24 protein-coding genes and 2 tRNA genes are annotated in these 19,614 nt (G+C 62.8%); 16 read left to right on the top strand and 10 right to left on the bottom strand.

Going from position 1 to position 19,614, the window contains the following annotated elements:
• Positions 1 to 149: 149 nt before the first annotated feature.
• Positions 150 to 338 carry a hypothetical protein gene (locus APH27_RS22670; RefSeq protein WP_027920526.1) on the top strand — a complete coding sequence of 63 codons (189 nt, stop codon included), beginning with the start codon at positions 150 to 152 and terminating at the stop codon, positions 336 to 338.
• Positions 339 to 343: 5 nt separating this feature from the next.
• On the opposite strand, the gene APH27_RS22665 is transcribed toward APH27_RS22670, so the two are convergent.
• The 3 genes from APH27_RS22665 to nhaR all read right to left on the bottom strand — a co-directional run bounded on the left by APH27_RS22665 (position 344) and on the right by nhaR (position 3,284).
• Positions 344 to 991 carry a YceH family protein gene (locus tag APH27_RS22665; protein WP_027920525.1) on the bottom strand — a complete coding sequence of 216 codons (648 nt, stop codon included), beginning with the start codon at positions 989 to 991 and terminating at the stop codon, positions 344 to 346.
• Positions 992 to 1,079: 88 nt separating this feature from the next.
• Positions 1,080 to 2,291 carry a serine/threonine transporter SstT gene (gene sstT, locus APH27_RS22660; RefSeq protein ID WP_027920524.1) on the bottom strand — a complete coding sequence of 404 codons (1,212 nt, stop codon included), beginning with the start codon at positions 2,289 to 2,291 and terminating at the stop codon, positions 1,080 to 1,082.
• Positions 2,292 to 2,390: 99 nt separating this feature from the next.
• Positions 2,391 to 3,284, bottom strand: a complete 894-nt coding sequence (gene nhaR / locus APH27_RS22655; protein ID WP_027920523.1) for a transcriptional activator NhaR — start codon at positions 3,282 to 3,284, stop codon at positions 2,391 to 2,393.
• Positions 3,285 to 3,414: 130 nt separating this feature from the next.
• On the opposite strand from nhaR, the gene APH27_RS22650 reads away from it, so the two are divergent.
• Both APH27_RS22650 and APH27_RS22645 read left to right on the top strand, forming a co-directional pair.
• The gene (locus APH27_RS22650; protein ID WP_027920522.1) at positions 3,415 to 3,654 is read left to right on the top strand and encodes a hypothetical protein; all 240 of its coding nucleotides are present in this window, start codon (positions 3,415 to 3,417) and stop codon (positions 3,652 to 3,654) included.
• A 28-nt stretch (positions 3,655 to 3,682) separates the two neighbouring features.
• Positions 3,683 to 4,435, top strand: coding sequence for a TerC family protein (locus APH27_RS22645; protein ID WP_016391529.1), 753 nt, complete (start codon positions 3,683 to 3,685; stop codon positions 4,433 to 4,435).
• Between the two features lie 55 nt (positions 4,436 to 4,490).
• On the opposite strand, the gene APH27_RS22640 is transcribed toward APH27_RS22645, so the two are convergent.
• Positions 4,491 to 4,670, bottom strand: a complete 180-nt coding sequence (locus APH27_RS22640; RefSeq protein WP_027920521.1) for a hypothetical protein — start codon at positions 4,668 to 4,670, stop codon at positions 4,491 to 4,493.
• A 155-nt stretch (positions 4,671 to 4,825) separates the two neighbouring features.
• Here APH27_RS22640 and APH27_RS22635 point away from each other — a divergent pair, with 155 nt between their 5' ends.
• Positions 4,826 to 5,569, top strand: a complete 744-nt coding sequence (locus APH27_RS22635; protein WP_027920520.1) for a peptidase C39 family protein — start codon at positions 4,826 to 4,828, stop codon at positions 5,567 to 5,569.
• A 135-nt stretch (positions 5,570 to 5,704) separates the two neighbouring features.
• On the opposite strand, the gene APH27_RS22630 is transcribed toward APH27_RS22635, so the two are convergent.
• Positions 5,705 to 6,988, bottom strand: coding sequence for an FAD-binding oxidoreductase (locus APH27_RS22630; protein ID WP_027920519.1), 1,284 nt, complete (start codon positions 6,986 to 6,988; stop codon positions 5,705 to 5,707).
• Positions 6,989 to 7,190: 202 nt separating this feature from the next.
• Between APH27_RS22630 and APH27_RS22625 the strand changes: the two genes are divergently transcribed.
• From APH27_RS22625 to APH27_RS22610, 4 genes are all read left to right on the top strand, one after another.
• Positions 7,191 to 7,267: transfer RNA gene (locus tag APH27_RS22625), tRNA-Val, on the top strand.
• Between the two features lie 179 nt (positions 7,268 to 7,446).
• A tRNA-Val gene (locus tag APH27_RS22620) sits at positions 7,447 to 7,523 on the top strand.
• Positions 7,524 to 7,682: 159 nt separating this feature from the next.
• Positions 7,683 to 8,255, top strand: a complete 573-nt coding sequence (locus APH27_RS22615) for an SPOR domain-containing protein (RefSeq protein ID WP_027920518.1) — start codon at positions 7,683 to 7,685, stop codon at positions 8,253 to 8,255.
• Between the two features lie 63 nt (positions 8,256 to 8,318).
• On the top strand, positions 8,319 to 8,744 hold the full coding sequence (locus tag APH27_RS22610) for a GTP pyrophosphokinase (protein ID WP_027920517.1): 426 nt from the start codon (positions 8,319 to 8,321) through the stop codon (positions 8,742 to 8,744).
• Between the two features lie 3 nt (positions 8,745 to 8,747).
• On the opposite strand, the gene APH27_RS22605 is transcribed toward APH27_RS22610, so the two are convergent.
• Both APH27_RS22605 and APH27_RS22600 read right to left on the bottom strand, forming a co-directional pair.
• Entirely contained in the window at positions 8,748 to 8,990 is a 243-nt protein-coding gene (locus APH27_RS22605) for a DUF1654 domain-containing protein (protein ID WP_027920516.1), read from the bottom strand.
• Positions 8,991 to 9,174: 184 nt separating this feature from the next.
• Positions 9,175 to 10,263, bottom strand: coding sequence for an asparaginase (locus APH27_RS22600; protein ID WP_027920515.1), 1,089 nt, complete (start codon positions 10,261 to 10,263; stop codon positions 9,175 to 9,177).
• 404 nt (positions 10,264 to 10,667) lie between these two features.
• Here APH27_RS22600 and APH27_RS22595 point away from each other — a divergent pair, with 404 nt between their 5' ends.
• The 7 genes from APH27_RS22595 (at position 10,668) to APH27_RS22565 (ending at position 17,718) form a co-directional block, all read left to right on the top strand.
• Positions 10,668 to 11,624, top strand: a complete 957-nt coding sequence (locus APH27_RS22595) for a sugar ABC transporter substrate-binding protein (RefSeq protein WP_027920514.1) — start codon at positions 10,668 to 10,670, stop codon at positions 11,622 to 11,624.
• Between the two features lie 20 nt (positions 11,625 to 11,644).
• Entirely contained in the window at positions 11,645 to 13,198 is a 1,554-nt protein-coding gene (locus APH27_RS22590) for a sugar ABC transporter ATP-binding protein (RefSeq protein ID WP_027920513.1), read from the top strand.
• On the top strand, positions 13,195 to 14,190 hold the full coding sequence (locus APH27_RS22585) for an ABC transporter permease (RefSeq protein WP_027920512.1): 996 nt from the start codon (positions 13,195 to 13,197) through the stop codon (positions 14,188 to 14,190). The genes APH27_RS22590 and APH27_RS22585 overlap by 4 nt, the downstream gene beginning before the upstream one ends.
• Before the next feature lie 4 nt (positions 14,191 to 14,194).
• Positions 14,195 to 15,217, top strand: a complete 1,023-nt coding sequence (locus tag APH27_RS22580; RefSeq protein ID WP_027920511.1) for a LacI family DNA-binding transcriptional regulator — start codon at positions 14,195 to 14,197, stop codon at positions 15,215 to 15,217.
• A 12-nt stretch (positions 15,218 to 15,229) separates the two neighbouring features.
• Positions 15,230 to 16,138 carry a ribokinase gene (gene rbsK / locus APH27_RS22575; protein WP_060485955.1) on the top strand — a complete coding sequence of 303 codons (909 nt, stop codon included), beginning with the start codon at positions 15,230 to 15,232 and terminating at the stop codon, positions 16,136 to 16,138.
• Positions 16,135 to 16,533, top strand: coding sequence for a D-ribose pyranase (rbsD, locus tag APH27_RS22570; RefSeq protein WP_060485954.1), 399 nt, complete (start codon positions 16,135 to 16,137; stop codon positions 16,531 to 16,533). Before rbsK ends, rbsD begins: the two co-directional genes overlap by 4 nt.
• Before the next feature lie 177 nt (positions 16,534 to 16,710).
• Entirely contained in the window at positions 16,711 to 17,718 is a 1,008-nt protein-coding gene (locus tag APH27_RS22565; protein ID WP_060485953.1) for a nucleoside hydrolase, read from the top strand.
• Here APH27_RS22565 and APH27_RS22560 read toward each other — a convergent pair.
• Positions 17,690 to 17,902, bottom strand: coding sequence for a hypothetical protein (locus APH27_RS22560; RefSeq protein ID WP_027920507.1), 213 nt, complete (start codon positions 17,900 to 17,902; stop codon positions 17,690 to 17,692). The two genes, APH27_RS22565 and APH27_RS22560, sit on opposite strands and share 29 nt — an antisense overlap.
• 261 nt (positions 17,903 to 18,163) lie before the next feature.
• Here APH27_RS22560 and APH27_RS22555 point away from each other — a divergent pair, with 261 nt between their 5' ends.
• Positions 18,164 to 18,484: an I78 family peptidase inhibitor gene (locus tag APH27_RS22555; protein WP_060485952.1), complete on the top strand. Its 321-nt coding sequence runs from the start codon at positions 18,164 to 18,166 to the stop codon at positions 18,482 to 18,484.
• A 215-nt stretch (positions 18,485 to 18,699) separates the two neighbouring features.
• Here the strand turns inward: APH27_RS22555 and APH27_RS22550 are convergent, their stop codons facing one another.
• Positions 18,700 to 18,912 carry a cold-shock protein gene (locus tag APH27_RS22550; RefSeq protein ID WP_003250656.1) on the bottom strand — a complete coding sequence of 71 codons (213 nt, stop codon included), beginning with the start codon at positions 18,910 to 18,912 and terminating at the stop codon, positions 18,700 to 18,702.
• A gap of 162 nt (positions 18,913 to 19,074) precedes the next feature.
• On the bottom strand, positions 19,075 to 19,377 hold the full coding sequence (locus APH27_RS22545) for a hypothetical protein (RefSeq protein ID WP_060485951.1): 303 nt from the start codon (positions 19,375 to 19,377) through the stop codon (positions 19,075 to 19,077).
• Positions 19,378 to 19,614 lie beyond the last annotated feature (237 nt).

The raw sequence follows: 19,614 nt of genomic DNA, 5'->3' as shown, positions 1-19,614 counted from the left end.
AGGCTAAAGCCACTCCCACAGGTACAGCGCACGCCTTATGGGCGGTGATTCCCCTGTAGGAGCGGCTTTAGCCGCGAAAGGGCCGGTACCAGCAATGCAAAAACTGAGGGTGTCTATGATTACTGCAGACACCCTCAGGAACCTGACCCATGACCCTGATCAGCCGCGAACCCTGGTGGCTAGTCCCCCCCAAGCCCGGGCAAAAAGAGCAGGACCTGCACTGGGGCTACCTCGAGATCTACGCCGACGGCCGCACCGTGTTCGTCGACCAGCGCCCGACAGAGCGGGAGCTGGCCGAGCGCAAGAGTTGTCGCAACTTCCCCGACCCTGAGCAGTAGCGGCTTCAGCCTTCCAGCTCGGCCAGGCGTGCTTCCAGCGCGGCGATTCGCGCTTCCAACGCTTCGATACGCTCTTCCGATACGCTGGTGCCACTGCTGCGAGCACCGCCTTCCTGCTGGCGCGCCGCCAGAATCGCCTCGATTTCCGCCGGGTCACCGAGAGCGTGGGTATAGCGGTCTTCCCGTTGCCCGGCCTGGCGTGGCAGGTGCAGGGCCAGGCCGCGGGAAATCAGGCGCTCGAGCTGGTGCTGGATCTGTTCGGTGTCGTCGAAGTCGTGCAGGCGGTTGCTGCGGGTCAGCAGTTCGTTGAGGGTTTGTGGCCCGCGCAGGAACATCAGGCCCATCAGTACCAGCTGCGCCGGTACCAGCTCCAGGGCCTTGTCCACCCGCTGCTCCCAGCGGTCAGCGCGGCTGCCCATTTGCAGGCGGGTCATATCCTGGCTTTCGAGGGCGCGCAGGGCCTGGCCGACCTGCCCCTGGGTGAGGTTCATCACCGGCTCGCGGCTGGTCTTCTGGTTACAGGCCAGGACCAGGGCGTTGAGGGTCAGCGGGTAGCTTTCCGGGCTGGTGGCCTGCTTCTCGATCAGCGCGCCAAGAATGCGGATCTCGATGCTGCTGAAGCGGCCTTCACCTGCGGTTTCGTGTTCTGACATGGCCCTGTCTCATTACTGGGGAAAGGCCACTAGCGTAGGTAATGCCGCGAGGTAAGGCAATTGGGGCCGCATGGCGGCCCCGGCTAGCTCAACTGCTGCGACGATCTTCAGCCATGCAGGCCGCCGCTGTGAACAGCACATCGGTCGACGAATTCAGTGCCGTCTCTGCCGAATCCTGCAGCACGCCGATGATAAAGCCCACCGCCACCACCTGCATGGCTATCTCGCTGGGGATGCCGAACAGGCTGCACGCCAGCGGAATCAGCAGCAACGACCCGCCGGCCACACCCGAGGCACCACAGGCACAAACCGCCGCCACCACGCTCAGCAGCACGGCGGTCGGCAAGTCGACTGGAATGCCCAACGTATGCACCGCCGCCAGGGTCAGCACGGTGATGGTGATCGCTGCGCCTGCCATGTTGATGGTCGCGCCCAGCGGGATCGACACTGAATAGGTGTCCTCATGCAGCCCCAGGCGCTCCGACAGTGCCAGGTTGACCGGAATGTTGGCCGCTGAACTGCGGGTGAAGAACGCGGTGATGCCGCTTTCGCGCAGGCACAGCAACGTCAGTGGGTAAGGGTTGCGGCGGATCTTCCAGAACACGATCAGCGGGTTCATCACCAGCGCCACGAACAGCATGCAGCCGATCAGCACCCCCAGCAGGTGCAGGTAGCCGAGCAGGGCGCTCAAGCCAGCCTGGGCCAGGGTCGAGCTGACCAGGCCGAAGATGCCCAGTGGGGCGAAGCGGATGACCACCCGCACGATCAGGGTCACGCCATTGGACAGGTCCTCGACCACGGTGCGGGTGGTTTCGCCGGCGTGGCGCAGGGCCACACCCAGGCCGATGGCCCAGGTCAGCACGCCGATGAAGTTGGCATTGAGCAAGGCGTTGACCGGGTTGTCGACTGCGCTAAGCAGCAGGTTCTGCATCACCTCGGCGATGCCGCCCGGCGCGCTGAGCGTCGCTTCGCCGGTACTCAGGGCCAGCTGCGAAGGGAACAGCATACTGGCGACCACAGCCACCACGGCGGCGGCGAAGGTACCCAGCAAGTACAGCCAGAGGATCGGGCGGATGTGGGTTTCCTGGCCGTGGCGGTGGTTGGCGATCGACGCCATGACCAGGATGAACACCAGCACCGGCGCGACCGCCTTGAGGGCGCTGACGAACACTTTGCCGAGGAATGCCAGGTCACGGGCGATGGCAGGTGCCAGCAGGGCCAGGGCGATGCCGGCGACCAGGCCGATGACGATCTGGGTCACCAGGCTGGTGCGGTTGAGGAGTCGGAAAACAGGAGTCATGTACAGCGGTATCTCGGCGTTTGCATAAAGGGCGCGATTTTACCATAGACCCTTGGTGGGCAGGTCTGACCTCTTCGCGGGCAAGTCGGGGCGCCACCACTACCAATGAAACAGCTCCCGCCGTGCCCCCTCGGTAATCGCCACGATCCCCGGGTGCTTGACCTTGCGCTCCACCGAAATGGCATAGAACGACTCATGCACCGCCTCGGTCTGGCCAATCAACTCGACGCCATACTGGCGGCACACTTCCTCTGCAATTACGCTGGGCGCGACGAAAACGCCACTGCCCGACTGCCCGAACGCCTGCATCAGTGCGCTGTCATCGAACTCGCCAACAATCCTCGGCTGCACCTGTTGCTCGCCCAGCCAGCGCAGCAGGCGGCTGCTCACCACGGTTTCCGGGCCGGGAATCAACAGCGGAGCATCCTGCAGGCAGGCAGGGAAGGGGCCGGCATGCTGCCTGGCCAGGGCCGGGGTAGCGAAGAAGCTCAGGCCGCATTCGCCGAGCTTCTGGCTGTAGCCCTTGATATCCAGGTGGCTAGGCATCGGGCTGTCGGAAATCACCAGGTCCAGGCGCTGGATCGCCAGGTCTGCCAGCAGCCGTTCGAGCTTGTCTTCGCGGCAGTTGATGCGTAGCACCTCGTCCAGCTCCATGGTCGGTGCCAGCAGGCGATAGACGATCGACTTCGGCACCACATCGGCCACCCCCACGCGAAACAGGATCTGCTCTTGCGGGCCAGCCCTGAGCATGGCCTCCAGTTCGCCGCCGATCTGGAACATCTGCTCGGCGTAGACCAGAGTCTGGCGGCCGGTCTCGGTCAGCTCCAGTTGCCGGCCGACGCGCTGGAACAGCTCCAGCCCGTAGGTCTGTTCGAACAGGCTGATCTGCCCGCTGATGGTCTGTGGGGTCAGGTTCAGCTGTTCGCTGGCGCGGGCGATGCTGCCGGTCTTGGCCACGGCCCAGAAGTAGTGGAGCTGGCGGTAGTTGAGCACGAACGCAGGTCCCGATTCGAAAAAACCGAAGTATACACGCTGAAAATACGAATTTTCCTGAGGTATTGGCGTCTTTAGAATGCGACCCCATGGCGCTACGCGCCGCCGGGATTTTTCAAGCGAGGACACCATGCTGCATCTCAAATCCATTGGCACACCGTTGGTGCTGGCCCTGGCGCTGTTCACCCTGGCCGGTTGCGACCAGGCCGAGAAGTCTGCCCAGCAGATGCTCGACCAGGCCGCGCAGTCGGCCAAGCAAGCCATCGATGACACCAACAAGGCCGCCCAGCAGGCATTGAGCGAGGCCATCGGCAGTGAGGGCCACAAGCCCAAGGATGCCGAAAAGAAAGCACACACCCAGGAAATCTGACCCTAACCGCCGCTGCAGGATTTGAACAATGGAATACTTGCTGGAACTCGCCGCTAGCCCTACCGCCTGGGTCGCCCTGGCTACCCTGGTGGCCATGGAAGTGGTACTGGGTATCGACAACCTGATCTTCATCTCGATCCTGACCAACAAACTGCCGGTGGAGTACCGCTCCAAGGCACGCCGTATCGGTATCAGCATGGCCCTGGTCATGCGCCTGGCCCTGCTCAGCACCGTGGCCTGGATCGTGCAGTTGACCGACCCGGTGTTCGAGGTGTTCGGCAACGCCTTCTCCTGGAAGGACGTGATCCTGATTGCCGGCGGCCTGTTCCTGCTGTGGAAGGCCACCAAAGAGATTCACGAGAACGTCGACCCGCACGGTGCCAAGGAAGAAGCCAAGGTCTCTTCCACGGTTACCCTGGGCTTCGCTGCAGCGATCTTCCAGATCCTGCTGCTGGACATCGTCTTCTCGGTCGACAGCATCATCACCGCCGTGGGCATGACCGAGCACCTGCCGATCATGATCATTGCCGTGATTACCGCCGTGATCGTCATGATGGTCGCTGCCGACCCGCTGGCCAACTTCATCAACGACAACCCGACAGTGGTCATGCTGGCCCTGGGCTTCCTGATCATGATCGGCATGACGCTGATCGCCGAAGGTTTTGGCGCCCATGTACCGAAGGGTTATGTGTATGCGGCGATGGCCTTCTCGACGGTGATCGAGATCCTCAACATCCTGGCTCGCCGGGCGCGGCTCAAGCGCGAAGCAGCTGAAGGCTGATGTAAAAAAAAACGGGGCGCTCTTTGCGCCCCGTTCGCATACAGGTGAAGAAACCTCAATGCACCCCGGCATGCCGCCGTGCCCTGCGTACAGGCTGCGCCTTGGCCGGGGCCTGCGGTGGCAGGTGGTGATGCTGGGAATGACGCCGCACGATACGCAGAACACCCCACAGCATGGCGGCCGCGACGCTCAGCCACATACCTACCAGCATGAGGATTGCCATGGTCAGGCTCATGTGTGCCTCCTTCTCTTGGGCAACCTGAGGTTTGCCCTCCAGACACTGCTTTAGTCTAGCTGCCCGCCCGTGACGTTCCATTGACCAAAGGTTGATTGCTTAAGCCGATTGGTTCCGTTCTCTTGTCGGACTATACCCGCGCAACGCAGCGCCCTATGATCGGTGGCCAGAGCCGGGCGCTGCCTGCCTGGCATCGGAACAAGCGAGTGTCCATGGAGCAACATTCCTGCAAGAGCTGGTTGACCATCCCACGTCAGCTGTTGGCCGCCTGCCTGGTGGCCGCGACCCTGGGCGGTTGTGCCAGCGCACCACCTGCCAGCCTCAAGGGCATGCCGCAGCGGGTCGAAATCAGCAGCGTGCCGTTCTACCGCGGCAATGCCAACCACAGCGGGGCGATGGCCCTGGCCGCGCTACTGTCGCAGCAAGGCGCGCCGATTACCCCGGGGTTGCTGGACAAGCCGCTGAACCTGCCGAAGGGGGTCGAGGCGCTGGAAACCAGTATCCCGCGTGTGGCGCGTGAGTACGGTATGGTCGTGTACCCGCTGGACAAGCAGCTGGATGCCTTGCTGGCCCAGGTGGCTGCTGGCAATCCGGTGCTGTTGCGTTACGAGGAAGGCTCGGCGTGGTGGAGCGAACCGCGTTATGCGGTGCTGATCGGCTATGACAGCTTCAAGAAGCGCGTGCTGCTGCGCTCGGGGATGCATCGGCGTCAGCTGATGGCGTTCGACGACTTTGCCTCGGCGTGGGCGAAGGAGGGGAGTTGGGCAGTGCTGGTGCAGCCGCCGCGCCAGCTGCCGGCCCAGGTGGACCGCCAGCGTTGGCTGCAGGCTGCCGACGAACTGGCCCGGGCGGGCCAGGAGGTTGCGGCAAAACAAGCCGTGCGTAGCCTGAACAAATAGTGTTGTCAGTGCCGGCCCTTTCGCGGCGGTTCGACGCCTCGATAAACCCGCGCCCATAAGTACTGCACTGGTTTTGAACCTTGTGCGGTCCCTGTGGGGGCGGGTTTACCCGCTAAGAGCTTGGGCCTGCTTATATCAGAAGCCCAGGCGATCGCGCAGGCTGTAGTACCAGGCGCCGATTGCGCTGAACGGTACACGCAGCATCTGGCCACCCGGGAACGGGTAGTGCGGCAGGCCGGCGAAGGCGTCGAAACGTTCGGCCTGGCCACGCAGCGCCTCGGCCAGCACCTTGCCCGCCAGGTGGGTGTAGGTCACGCCGTGGCCCGAGCAACCCTGCGAGTAGTAGATGTTGTCGCCGATACGGCCGACCTGGGGCAGACGCGACAGGGTCAGCAGGAAGTTGCCGGTCCAGGCGTAGTCGATCTTGACGTTCTTCAGCTGCGGGAAGGCCTTGAGCATCTTCGGGCGAATGATCGCTTCGATGTTGGCCGGGTCGCGCGCGCCGTACACCACGCCACCGCCGAAGATCAGGCGCTTGTCGCTGGTCAGGCGGTAGTAGTCGAGCAGGTAGTTGCAGTCTTCCACGCAGTAGTCCTGCGGCAGCAGGGTGCGGGCCAGTTCATCGCCCAGCGGTTCGGTGGTGATCACCTGGGTGCCGCATGGCATCGACTTGGCCGCCAGCTCAGGTACCAGGTTGCCCAGGTAGGCGTTGCCGGCAACGATGATGAACTTGGCGCGGATCTTACCTTGCGGGGTGTGCACCACCGGATTGGCACCACGCTCGATGCGGATGGCCGGGGTCTGCTCATAAATGATGCCGCCCAGCGATTCGACCGCGGCCGCTTCGCCCAGGGCCAGGTTCAGCGGGTGGATGTGGCCGCCGCTCATGTCCAGCATGCCGCCCACGTAGTTGTCGCAGGCGACCACTTCACGGATGCGCTTCTGGTCCATCAGCTCCAGCTGGGTGTGGCCGAAGCGTTCCCACAGGCGCTTTTGCGACTCCAGGTGGCCCATCTGCTTGCTGGTCAGGGCGGCGAATACGCCACCGTCCTTCAGGTCGCACTGGATGTTGTACTTGGCCACGCGCTCACGGATGATACGGCCGCCTTCGAAGGCCATCTTGCCCAGCAACTGTGCTTCCTTGGGGCCGACAGTGCGTTCGATGACGTCGATGTCGCGGCTGTAGCTGTTGACGATCTGGCCACCGTTGCGGCCCGATGCGCCGAAGCCGACCTTGGCCGCTTCGACGATGCTCACCTTGAAGCCGTTTTCCAGCAGGAACAGCGCGCTGGACAGGCCGGTGTAGCCGGCACCAATGATGCAGATATCGGTTTCCACCTCACCCTGCAGCGCCGGACGTGGCGGCACCGGGTTGGCCGAGGCGGCGTAGTAGGACTGGGGGTAGGGGGTGTTAGCCATGCTGCAGAAACCTCTGTGTTTTATATTTTTAACGAATGTACCGATGCTATCAATAATAATAAACACCCGCTAGTCGTCTGTTGAAAATCCTTTACTGGCCTCCAGCCGGCCCTTCTCTATAAACAGTTTAAGATTCAGTGAGTTAGCGCGAAAAAAAGTGTTGACAGGGTTTTTGGAATGCGTAGAATGCGCACCACACGACAGGCACATAGCTCAGTTGGTTAGAGCACCACCTTGACATGGTGGGGGTCGTTGGTTCGAGTCCAATTGTGCCTACCAAACAAAGTCCCGGTCTCCGGGCATCAGAAAGGGCGATCCGCAAGGGTCGCCCTTTTTGCATTATGGGCGCATTCCAGGTGGCGGGTATCGGCGCCCGCAGGTTTCTGAAAGTTTTTGATTTTTTTGAAAAAAACGCTTTACAGGTACGCATTCGATCACTAATATGCGCACCACACGACAGGCACATAGCTCAGTTGGTTAGAGCACCACCTTGACATGGTGGGGGTCGTTGGTTCGAGTCCAATTGTGCCTACCAAACAAAGCCCCGGTTTCCGGGCATCAGAAAGGGCGATCCGAAAGGGTCGCCCTTTTTGCATTCTGAATTGCCCCTCGAAGCAGCGTGTAACCTTTGGTCGCGGGCGGTGCCCTGGGCGGCCGTGGTAGAATCCGCCCCTTCGAATCTGGAGGTACACGCGTGCGCAAACTGGCAGTGGTATTGGCAGTGCTGGCCCTGGCGGGCTGTGAGAACGAGGTCGAGGGTGTGCACAAGCAGGTGGCCGAGCACCTGCACAACCCCAAGACCGCCAAGTTCGGCAACGTGCGGATCGACACCAAGGGCACCATCTGCGGCCAGGTCCGCGGCAAGGACGATGCTGGCCAGTACGAGGCTTACCGCAGCTACGTGGCAATCAAAGGTGCCGATGGCCAATACGAAATCATCGTCGATGACGGCGGCAACAACCTGCGCATCCGGGAGTATTGCGGCGGTGCCGATCTGCAGCGTCGCGCCGAAGCGCTGGCGGGTCAGCCTGCACCTGAAGGGTGGGATGTCGAAGTGATCCAGGGTGCCAACATGGGCGCGCTGAGCGACATGACCGCACGCCTTATCGAGAAGGGTATCCCGTCCTCGGTCGAATACCGCGACGGCAAACCGGTAGTGCTGATGGGGCCGTTCCCGAGCAAGGCTGAAGCCGACGCGCGCAGGGCTGAGGTGATGGCCAAGCTGGGTACCGATTCGGTCGTCATCCAGCATGGTGCGCAGCGCTAACTGTTATCTGTAGTCTTCCCCGGCTATGCTTGGCCTGAGACAAGCCAAACGGGGGAGGGCCTCATGTCTACGCTGGAGCGGGCCATTGCTGTGGCCGCCAGAGCACATGAAGGGCAATACGACAAGGGTGGAGCGGCTTATATCCTGCACCCGCTGCGGGTGATGATGCGGGTCAGCACGCCAGAGCAGCGCATTGTCGCAGTGCTGCATGACGTGATCGAAGATACGACGCTGACCGTTTCCGATCTGGCCCGAGAGGGCTTTCCCCTGAAGATTCTCGCCGCCTTGCTGGCCCTGAGCCGGCATCAGGGCGAGAGCTACCATGACTTCGTCGTGCGCCTGGGCAGCGACCCGCTGGCGCGTACCGTCAAGCTGGCCGACCTGGCCGACAACAGTGATCTCTCGCGCATACCCGTTCCTGGCCCTGCCGACCTGGCGCGACTGGCCCGTTACCGCGAGGCCAGTGCCTACCTGCAGGCGCTGGCCTGAGCCTCAATCTTCCTTCGGCACGGTCCAGAAGATCTGCACGCCGCCATCGTCGCGGTGGGCGAGGGTGACGTTGTCGTTCTCGGCGATTTCCTCGAGCAGGGTTTCCCAGTCATCGGGCGACTCGTGTTCCTGGCGGAAGATCAGTGCGGCGCGGCTGCGCTGGGCGAGGGGGTTGTTGATGATCTTCTGGATACGCAGGCCCAGTTGTTGATAGCTGCTTGCGGTTGCGGAGTCGGTGCTGGCCACGGGGGCGATTCCTTGTTGTGCTGTATGTGCGTACAGTATTTCAAGGTAAAATATTTCGCAACTGGCTCGGTGCTGGATTCTTCGCGGGCAAGCCGCTCCCACAGGGTTATGCGGTACCTGTAGGAGCGGCTGTAGCCGCGAAAGGGCCGGGGCAAGCAGCGCACCAGCCCACGTCATACCAGAATCAGTACTCCCAGAAGATCCGCTGCAGCTCCTTGCTGTCCTGGGTCTTGGTCATCGCCACCATCGCCAGGATCCGTGCCTTCTGCGGGTTCAGGTCATGCGCCACCACCCAGTCATACTTGTCATCAGGCTGTTCGGCATTACGCAGCACGAAACCACCCTGGTTGACGTGGGAAGAGCGAATGATCTGCACGCCGTTCTTGTGCAGCTCCTGCAGCGTCGGCACTACCCGTGACGACACCGAGCCATTGCCGGTACCGGCATGGATGATCGCTTTTGCACCGCCCTGCGCCAGCGCCTTGTAGGCCGTGTCGCTGACATTGCCGTAGCTGTAGGCGATGTCCACCTGCGGCAGGCTGCTGATCTGCTTGATGTCGAACTCTGATTGGGTAGTGTGGCGCTTGGCTGGCAGGCGGAACCAGTACGATTTGCCTTCCACCACCATGCCCATCGGGCCCCAGGCGCTCTTGAAGGCTTCGGTCTTGATGTTTACCGACTTGCTCACATCGCGACCCGACTGGATCTCGTCGTTCATGGTCACCAGCACGCCCTTGCCGCGCGATTGCTTGTCACTGGCCACCGCCACGGCGTTGTACAGGTTGAGCATGCCGTCGGCAGACATCGCCGTGCCTGGGCGCATCGAGCCAACTACCACGATCGGTTTGTCGGTCTTCTCCACCAGGTTCAGGAAGTAGGCGGTTTCTTCCAGGGTGTCGGTGCCATGGGTGATGACAATGCCATCGACGTCCTTGCTGTCGGCAAGCTCGGCGACGCGCTTGGCCAGTTTCAGCAAATCGTCATTGGTGATGCTTTCGGAGGCAATCTGCATCACTTGCTCGCCGCGCACATTGGCCAGGTCGGCCAGTTCCGGCACGCCGGCAATCAGCTTGTCGACGCCGAGCTTTGCGGCCTGGTAGGTGGCGCTGTTGGCAGCGCTGGCGCCGGCGCCGGCAATGGTGCCGCCGGTGGCGAGGATGACCACGTTGGCCAGTTTCTGTTGGGTTTCGGCTTCCTTCGCCGAGGCAGTGGCGGGCAGGATCAGCAGTAGCGCCAGGGCGCTGGGGGCGAAGGACTTCAGTGCAGCATTCATAATTATTGTTCTCTCTCTTCCTGATGAGGTGGTTGCTGTGTCGCACAAGTGCGTAGGCAGGTTTCGTACCACTCCTATGCGGCCAGGTGTGTAGGAGCGGCCTTGCGTCGCGAAAGGGGTGCGAAGCGCCCCAGGATTTCAGCTTCGCCGCTTGAATTGCCGGGGCCGCGTTGCGGCCCTTTCGCGACGCAAGGCCGCACCTACAAGGGCGTATTCCATTCGGAACCCCGAACAAGCATAGGAAAAGGTGTTCGGTTTTTCGGAAAAATTCCGGATAATCTGCACCAGCAGCGTCTTGACCCCGCAAGCGAAACGGATTTGACAAAACCAGGTCTTGTTTCCATAGTTACGCAACGCAAACGTTTGCGATCCGATAAAAATCACAAGATTCGGAGTCATCTTTCATGAAGCTGCCGTTCCCCGGTCGTCTGCTGGCGCTCGCCGTCATGTCCTCGCTGTCCCTCGCCATGCCGCTGTCTGCCGCCCACGCAGAGGAAAAACCCAAGGTCGCGCTGGTGATGAAGTCACTGGCCAACGAATTCTTCCGTACCATGGAAGACGGCGCCAAGGACTACCAGAAAGCCCACCCTGGCGATTTCGACCTGGTTGCCAACGGCATCAAGAACGAAACCGATACCGGTGAACAGATCCGCATCGTCGAGCAGATGGTCAACTCGGGCGCCAAGGCCCTGGTGATCGCGCCGGCCGACTCCAAGGCGCTGGTTTCGGCGGTGAAGAAGGCCATGGACCAGGGCGTCATCGTCATCAACATCGACAACCGCCTGGACCCTGAACTGCTCAAGAGCAAGGGCATCAGCGTGCCCTTCGTCGGCCCCGACAACCGCAAAGGCGCGCGCATGGTGGGCGACTACCTGGCCAAGGAAAAACTCAAGGCCGGTGACCAGGTCGGCATCATCGAGGGCGTGCCGACCACCACCAACGCCCAGCAGCGTACCGCTGGCTTCAAGGATGCAATGGACGCCGCGAAGATGAAGATCGTCTCGGTGCAGTCCGGCAACTGGGAGATCGACAAGGGCAATGCCGTCGCCGCTTCCATGCTCAACGAATACCCTGACCTCAAGGCGCTGCTGGCCGGTAACGACAGCATGGCCCTGGGCGCCGTCTCGGCCGTGCGTGCCGCCGGCAAGGCAGGCCAGGTGCAGGTGGTCGGCTACGACAACATCAATGCCATCAAACCGATGCTCAAGGATGGCCGCGTGCTCGCCACCCTCGACCAGGCCGCTAGCCAACAGGCGGTGTACGGTATCCAGGCAGCGCTGAAAGTGCTCAAGGGCGAGAAGCCGGACGTGGACGCCGACAACGTCATCCAGACCCCGGTCGAACTCATCACCCAGCCCTGACCCCAGCAGGAGAAGTGGCCATGTCTGCTTCGGCCAATGAAGTGGTGCTTGCCGCCAGCGCGCTGGGCAAAAGCTACGCCCAGCCAGTGCTGGCGGAGGTCAGCCTGGCCCTGCGCGCCGGTGAAGTGCTGGCGCTGACCGGCGAGAACGGCGCGGGCAAGAGCACCCTGTCCAAGCTCATTTGTGGCCTGGAAACGCCCACCACCGGGCACATGACCTACCGCGGCCAGGCTTACGCGCCCACCAGCCGCAGCGAGGCCGAGCGCCTCGGCGTGCGCATGGTCATGCAGGAGCTCAACTTGCTGCCGACCCTGACCGTGGCGGAAAACCTGTTCCTCGACAACCTGCCCAGCCGCTTCGGCTGGATCAGCCAGAAGCGCCTGCGCCAGCTGGCCACGGCTGCCATGGCCCAGGTCGGCCTGGAGGCCATCGACCCAGACACCCCGGTTGGCGAGCTGGGCATTGGCCATCAGCAGATGGTCGAGATCGCCCGCAACCTGATTGGCGACTGCCATGTGCTGATTTTCGACGAACCTACGGCAATGCTCACCGCCCGCGAAGTGGAGCTGCTGTTCACGCAGATTGAGCGCCTGCGCCAGCGCGGCGTGGCCATCGTCTACATCTCCCACCGCCTGGAGGAGTTGCAGCGCGTGGCCCAGCGCATCGTCGTGCTGCGCGACGGCCAGCGGGTGTGCGACGAACCCATTCAGCGTTACAGCAGCGCCGAACTGGTCAACCTGATGGTCGGGCGCGAGCTGGGCGAACATATCGACCTGGGTCGGCGCAGCATTGGCGCGCCGTTGCTCAAGGTCGACAAACTGTGCCGCGGCGACAAGGTGCGTGATGTGTCGCTGCAGGTCAGGGCAGGGGAGATCTTCGGCGTCTCTGGGCTGATCGGCGCCGGGCGCACCGAGCTGCTGCGGCTGATCTACGGTGCCGACCGGGCCGACAGCGGCAGCATCGAGATCGGCCAGCCACTCAAAGCGGTGTCCATCGATTCGCCCAAGGCTGCCGTAAAGGCCGGTATTGCCCTGATCACCGAAGACCGCAAGGGCGAGGGCCTGCTGCTGACGCAATCGATCAGCGCCAACATCGCCCTCGGTAATCTGCCTGCAGTGTCGCGTGCTGGCGTACTCGACAGCGACGCGGAAAGGGCCCTGGCTGAACGCCAGATCAGCGCCATGCGCATCCGCAGTGCCAGCCCGGCACAGGTGGTTGGCGAGCTGTCTGGCGGCAACCAGCAGAAGGTGGTGATCGGTCGGTGGCTGGAACGCGACTGCCAGGTGCTGCTGTTCGACGAGCCTACCCGTGGCATCGACGTCGGCGCCAAATTCGACATCTATGGCCTGCTGGCTGAACTGGCGCGCCAGGGCAAGGCCCTGGTGGTGGTGTCCAGCGACCTGCGCGAGCTGATGCTGATCTGCGACCGCATCGCCGTGCTCTCTGCCGGTCGCCTGATCGATACCTTCGACCGTGAACACTGGAGCCAGGACCAGCTCCTGGCTGCCGCCTTCGCCGGCTATCAAAAACGTGATGCCTTGCTGCACGAAGCAGCGCCCAGGATGGATGCATGAAGACCACACCCCTCGACACCCCGAGCGGCGCACCCGTGCGCCGCAGCGGTAGCTACTACGGCCTGGGCACCTACCTGGGCCTGGCCGGTGCATTGCTGGCGATGATTGTGCTGTTCTCGTTCCTGAGCAGCCACTTCTGGTCGTACGCCACCTTCAGTACCTTGGCCAACCAGATCCCAGACCTGATGGTGCTGGCCGTGGGCATGACCTTCGTGCTGATCATCGGCGGCATCGACCTGTCGGTCGGTTCGGTGCTGGCCCTGGCGGCATCCACGGTCAGTGTGGCGATCCTCGGCTGGGGTTGGGGTGTGCTACCCGCAGCCTTGCTCGGCATGGCCGTCGCCGCCCTGGCCGGCAGTATCACCGGCGGTGTGACAGTGGCCTGGCGCATCCCTTCGTTCATCGTCTCGCTCGGTGTGCTGGAGATGGCTCGCGGCCTGGCCTATCAGTTCACCGACTCGCGTACTGCCTATATCGGCGACGCCTACGCCTGGTTTTCCAACCCCGTGGCATTCGGCATCTCGCCGGCTTTCATCATCGCCTTGCTGGTGATCGTGGTGGCCCAGTTGGTGCTGACCCGCACCGTGTTCGGCCGTTACCTGATTGGCATCGGCACCAACGAAGAGGCCGTGCGCCTGGCCGGTATCGACCCGCGCCCGTACAAGGTGCTGGTGTTTGCCCTGATGGGGCTGCTCGCCGGGCTGGCTGCGCTGTTTCAGATTTCGCGCCTGGAAGCTGCCGACCCTAACGCCGGCTCCGGCCTCGAGCTGCAGGTGATCGCCGCCGTGGTGATCGGCGGCACCAGCCTGATGGGCGGGCGCGGCTCGGTCATCAGTACCTTGTTCGGTGTGCTGATCATCTCCGTGCTGGCCGCAGGGCTGGCGCAGATCGGCGCGTCGGAACCTACCAAACGCATCATCACCGGGGCGGTGATCGTCATCGCCGTGGTGCTCGACACTTATCGAAGCCGGCGTGCAGGCCGGCGGAACTGACATCATGGCAACCATCAAAGACGTCGCGGCCCGTGCGGGCATCTCCTACACCACGGTGTCACATGTACTGAACAAGACCCGCCCGGTCAGCGAGCAGGTACGGCTCAAGGTCGAGGCGGCCATCCTTGAGCTCGACTACGTGCCCAGCGCCGTGGCGCGCTCGCTGAAGGCGCGCAGCACGGCCACCATCGGCCTGCTGGTACCCAACAGCATCAACCCGTACTTCGCCGAACTGGCCCGAGGCATCGAGGATGCCTGTGAGCGCAACGGCTACTGCGTGATCCTTTGTAACTCAGACGATAACCCGCAAAAGCAGCGCAGCTACCTGCGCGTGCTGCTGGAAAAGCGCATCGACGGCCTGGTGGTGGCGTCGGTGGGCGAGGACGCCGACCTGCTGCAGAGCCTGGCCGGCGTGCGCACGCCGATGGTCATCGTCGACCGCGAGCTGGAGGGTGTCGATGCCGACCTTGTGCGCATCGACCATGAGCACGGTGCCTACCTGGCGACCCGTCATCTGCTGGAGCTGGGCCATCGCGACATCGCCTATATCGGCGGCCCCGCCGAGACGGGTGTCACGCAGTTGCGCCTGCGCGGCTTCCACCAGGCCATGGCTGAAGCTGAGGTTGAGGTGCTGGCAGGCAGGGTGTTGCATTGCGACTTCACCAGCCCGGGCGGCCATGCCGCCGCCGTGCAGCTGCTCGATGGCAAGCGCCCGACGGCGATCTTCGCCGGCAACGACATGATCGGTTTCGGTGTGTTGCGCGCCGCTGCCGAGCGAAACATCAGCGTACCGGGCGAACTGTCGGTGATCGGCTTCGACGACATCGAGCTGAGTCGCTATGTGTACCCGCCGCTGACCACGGTCGGCCAATCGATTCGCGAGCTTGGCGAAAGCGCTGCTGCCTTGCTGCTGTCCCGTATCGCCACGCCGCGGTGCGATGCCGCCGAGCAGCGCATCGTCGCCCCGCGCATTGTGCTGCGCGAATCCACCGGGCCGCGCCCGGACCTGTTCAATGATTACCGCTAAGGAATTTGCGCCATGAATGCCAAGGTAGTGGTGGTCGGGAGCCTCAACATGGACCTGGTGGCCCGCGCCCAGCGGCTGCCGCGGCCCGGTGAAACACTGGCTGGGGAGTGTTTTTTCACCGTGCCGGGCGGCAAGGGTGCCAACCAGGCGGTGGCAGTGGCGCGCCTGGGTGGCCGTGTGGCAATGGTGGGTAATGTCGGCGATGACGCCTACGGTCAGCAGTTGCGCCAGGCGCTGGTAGTGGAGGGCATCGACTGCCAGGCGGTCAGCGTGTGCCCGGGTGTGTCCAGTGGCGTGGCGCTGATTACCGTGGACGCTGCCAGCCAGAACTGCATCGTCATCATTCCTGGCGGTAACGGGTTGCTGACGCCCGAGTCGGTGCAGCGCTTCGATGCTTTGCTGCAGGCGGCCGAGGTGATCATCTGCCAGCTCGAAGTACCGGCCGAGACCGTGGCCTGGACCCTTGCCAGAGGGCATGAGCTGGGCAAGCAGGTAATCCTCAACCCGGCGCCGGCCACTGGCCCGCTGCCGGCTAGCTGGTTTGCCCATGTCGACTACCTCACCCCCAATGAGAGCGAAGCCGAGGCACTGACCGGGACGCCGGTCAACGACCTTGAGAGTGCCCGCCGCGCGGGCGAGCGTTTGCTGCAACTGGGTGCCGGCAAGGTGATCGTCACCCTGGGGGCGCAAGGCGCCTTGTTCGTCAGCCGTGACGGTAGCCAGCATTTCCCGGCGCCGCAGGTGCAGCCGTTGGATACCACGGCGGCGGGTGACACCTTCATCGGCGGTTTTGCCGCGGCGCTGGTGCAGGGCAAGGGGGAAGGCGAGGCCATTGCGTTCGGCCAGCGTGCTGCCGCGTTGTCCGTCACCCGTGCCGGCGCCCAGCCGTCGATTCCTTATCTGGCGGAGCTGACGCCATGAAAAAGACCACGCTGCTCAACGTTGCGCTGTCGCGGACCATCGCCGGGATGGGGCATGGGGACATCCTGGTGATCGGCGATGCCGGCTTGCCGGTGCCGCCGGGTGTCGAGCTGATCGACCTGGCGCTGACGGCGGGCGTACCGGATTTTGCCAGCGTGCTGCGCGCGGTGTTGAGCGAGCTGCAGGTGGAGCGGCATGTGCTGGCCGAAGAGATGCAGAAGGTGGTGCCGCCGGCGCTGGTCGAAATCGAGCGCCTGAAGGGCAAGCTGGGCAAGCGTGAATGGCTGAGCCATGAGGATTTCAAGGTGCTGTCGCGCAGTGCCCGGGCGATCGTGCGCACCGGCGAGTGCCAGCCCTACAGCAACATCGCCCTGGTATCCGGCGTCACCTTCTAACAAGCGAAACACAGTGCGCTTTTTGTAGGAGCGGCCTCGTGTCGCGAAAGGGGTGCGAAGCGCCCCCAAGGTCTCAGCTTCGCCGCAGGAATTGCCGGGGCCGCCTTGCGGCCCTTTCGCGGCACGAGGCCGCGCCTACAGTGATCGCATTCCATCTCATGGCAACAGGAGTGCCCCATGCTCAAACCCCTGCTACAAGGACTCACCCTCATGGCCGCAGCCGCTACCACCAACCTCCAGGCCGCCCCGCGTGACCTGATCATCGACACCGACCCCGGCGCCGACGATGTGGTCGCACTGTACCTGGCCATGGCCTCACCCGAAGCACTCAACATTCGCGCCATCACCACCGTCGCCGGCAACGTGCGCCTGGAAAAGACCTCGCGCAACGCCCGCCTGGCCCGTGAGTGGGCTGGCCGTGAAGATATCCCGGTATACGCCGGGGCAGGGCGGCCACTGGTGCGCGCGCCTATCTACGCCGCTGATGTTCACGGTGAAGAAGGCCTGACCGGCGTCGCGGTGCATGAACCGAAAAAGCCCCTGGCCGAAGGCAATGCCGTGCAATACCTGGTCGATACCTTGGGGAGCGCCAAGCCCCACAGCATCACCATCGCCATGCTCGGCCCGCAGACCAACCTGGCCCTGGCGCTGATCCAGCGTCCGCAAATCGCCCAGGGCATCAAGGAAGTGGTGATCATGGGCGGTGCCCACTTCAACGGCGGCAACATCACCCCGGTGGCGGAGTTCAACCTCTACGCCGACCCGCACGCCGCCGAAGTGGTGTTGGCCAGCGGCGTGCAACTCACCTACCTGCCGCTGGACGTTACCCACAAGATCCTTACCAGTGACGCCCGGCTCAAGCAGTTGGCCGCCGTGAACAACCACGCCAGCAAGCAGGTTGTCGATATTCTGCAGGCTTACATCAAGCACGACATGGACCTGTATGGCATGCCCGGTGGGCCGGTACATGACGCCAGCGTCATCGCTTATCTGCTAAAGCCCGAGCTGTTCAGCGGGCGGCGCATTCACATGAGCGTCGACAGCCGCGAAGGCCCGACTTTCGGTCAGACCGTCGCCGACTGGTACGGCGTGCTCAAGCAACCGGCCAATGTGCTGTGGGTAAACGAGGGTGACGCCCAGGGCTTTTTCGACCTGCTCAGCGCGCGCCTGGCTCTATTGCAATAGCCGCGTGGGGCGCATAGCGCTCAAATACCTGGTCGATGAAACTGCGCGCCGCTTCGCCGCCGCGGTCGCGCACCAGCAGGTCGATGGCGATCAACAGCAACTCTTCGGGCGTGCTGGGGCTGTAGGCGCTCTGGCCCTCGGCCCATTTGACCTTGATATCGGCGTCGATGCTGTGGCTGCTCATGGAAGGCTCTCGCTGGGGACCCGGAGTGGAGGGGCGAACACCGGATCCTGGCGTTCGAAGAAGGCACTGTGCCTTCACTTCCTAAAGTAAATCATGACTTTGCGGCGCAAACCAAGCGGCTCGTCGGCTGAGTGGTAAAATTCGGTCACGATTGCCTTTGGCCCCGGTGTGGTGAGTTCAGGCAGACTTGCGCGGTTTTGCAACGAATTACTGGTGGAGCTGTCGGATCAGGCAGTTCCCAGATCGATTTTAGGAGGATTCATGTTCCGTACCCGTGCTTTCCTGGCAACCCTGGCGGTGGCTGCTGTCCTGGCTGGTTGCAGCACTGGCGGTCACTCGGGGGGTGGCAAGGCGCCCGAGGCGTCGGCGGGCAATGATGGCCGCTGCGAGGCCAGCGGTGCCGACTTCGCCATCGGCAAGCCGGGCAGCGCCGACCTGCTGGAGCAGGCGCGCAAGGCCAGTGGTTCGCAGATGGCGCGTATCCTCAAGCCGCACGACGTGGTAACCCTGGAGTACCGCTCCGAGCGCCTGAACCTGAATGTGGACGAGCAGGGTGTGGTGACTCGCGTCAACTGCGGTTGATCCAGCACCAACGCGGTCCCTTGTAGGAGCGGCCTTGCGTCGCGAAAGGGCCGCAAGGCGGCCCCGGCAGTTTCTGATTCGAAGCTGAGACCCTGGGGGCGCTTCGCACCCCCTTTCGCGACGCAAGGCCGCTCCTACAAAAGCAAGTGTGTGAGCCAGGCAAGCGCCCATAAAAAAACCCGCCACAAGGGCGGGTTTTTTTACAGCTGCCCGAATTACTCCGGACGAACCTGCGCAGCCTGCATGCCCTTCTGGCCGCGCTCGGCGACGAAGGAAACAGTCTGGCCTTCTTTCAGGCTCTTGAAGCCGTCGGATTCGATGGCTTTGAAGTGTACGAACAGGTCGTCGCCGCCGCCTGCTGGGGTGATGAAGCCGTAGCCTTTCTCATCATTGAACCATTTGACGGTGCCTTGTTGGCGATTGGACATGAGGTGAATCTCCAGAACATTTAGTTTTTTCAGTGGTGCAATGTGGCCGAGGCTACGGAGCACGGGCAACATCATAGTCTAATTCTGCGCATCTAGCGCCTTTTACCTTCGCAGGATATTGATCCAGGCCAAATAATGCGTGAATCAAACCCTGCGCACGGCTCATTTTGGCTTGCAGGCAGCCTGTACGGTCATACGTGCCTTCTTCATCAGGTTGGCATCCACGCCGTCGGTGCTGTCCAGGTCAGCGATCTCCTTATCGGTAAAATTCTTTTTGATGGCCTGGGCACCACATTCGCAGTGCTTTTTCGCGGTCGCGGCATCAAGGCCCTTGCCGCTGGCCACCTCTTGGCACTGGGTCATGTAGTGGCCCTCCTTCCCGGCAGGGAAGTTGCCAGCATTGGCAGCCACGGGCAGCAGCAGTGCGCCAGCGGCCGCCAGGGCCAGTAGAGACGGTACTCGCATAACCAGTTACTCCTTGGGTTAAGGTCTCAACAAGCGTAGGTTGCTTCCCAAGGTCTGATAGGAATTTTTCCGCGATAGTTCACCGAGGCGGCGTAATTTCCAAATATTTCTGCGTGGCGCGTAACCCGCGTGCTAGCATGCCCGGCTTGCAGCTGACAATGTTCAGCTTGCAGCGATCTTTTTTATTTCCAGTCACTCTGGTTCGTCCCTGGCAAGCCGAAAGGCTTCTGCCACTGT

The sequence above is a fragment of the Pseudomonas sp. NBRC 111123 genome (assembly GCF_001320205.1).
GTDB classification, from domain to species: Bacteria; Pseudomonadota; Gammaproteobacteria; order Pseudomonadales; family Pseudomonadaceae; genus Aquipseudomonas; species Aquipseudomonas putida_J.
The sequence above is the reverse complement of the archived record's forward strand: the minus strand, read 5'-3'. Positions and strand labels throughout refer to the sequence as shown.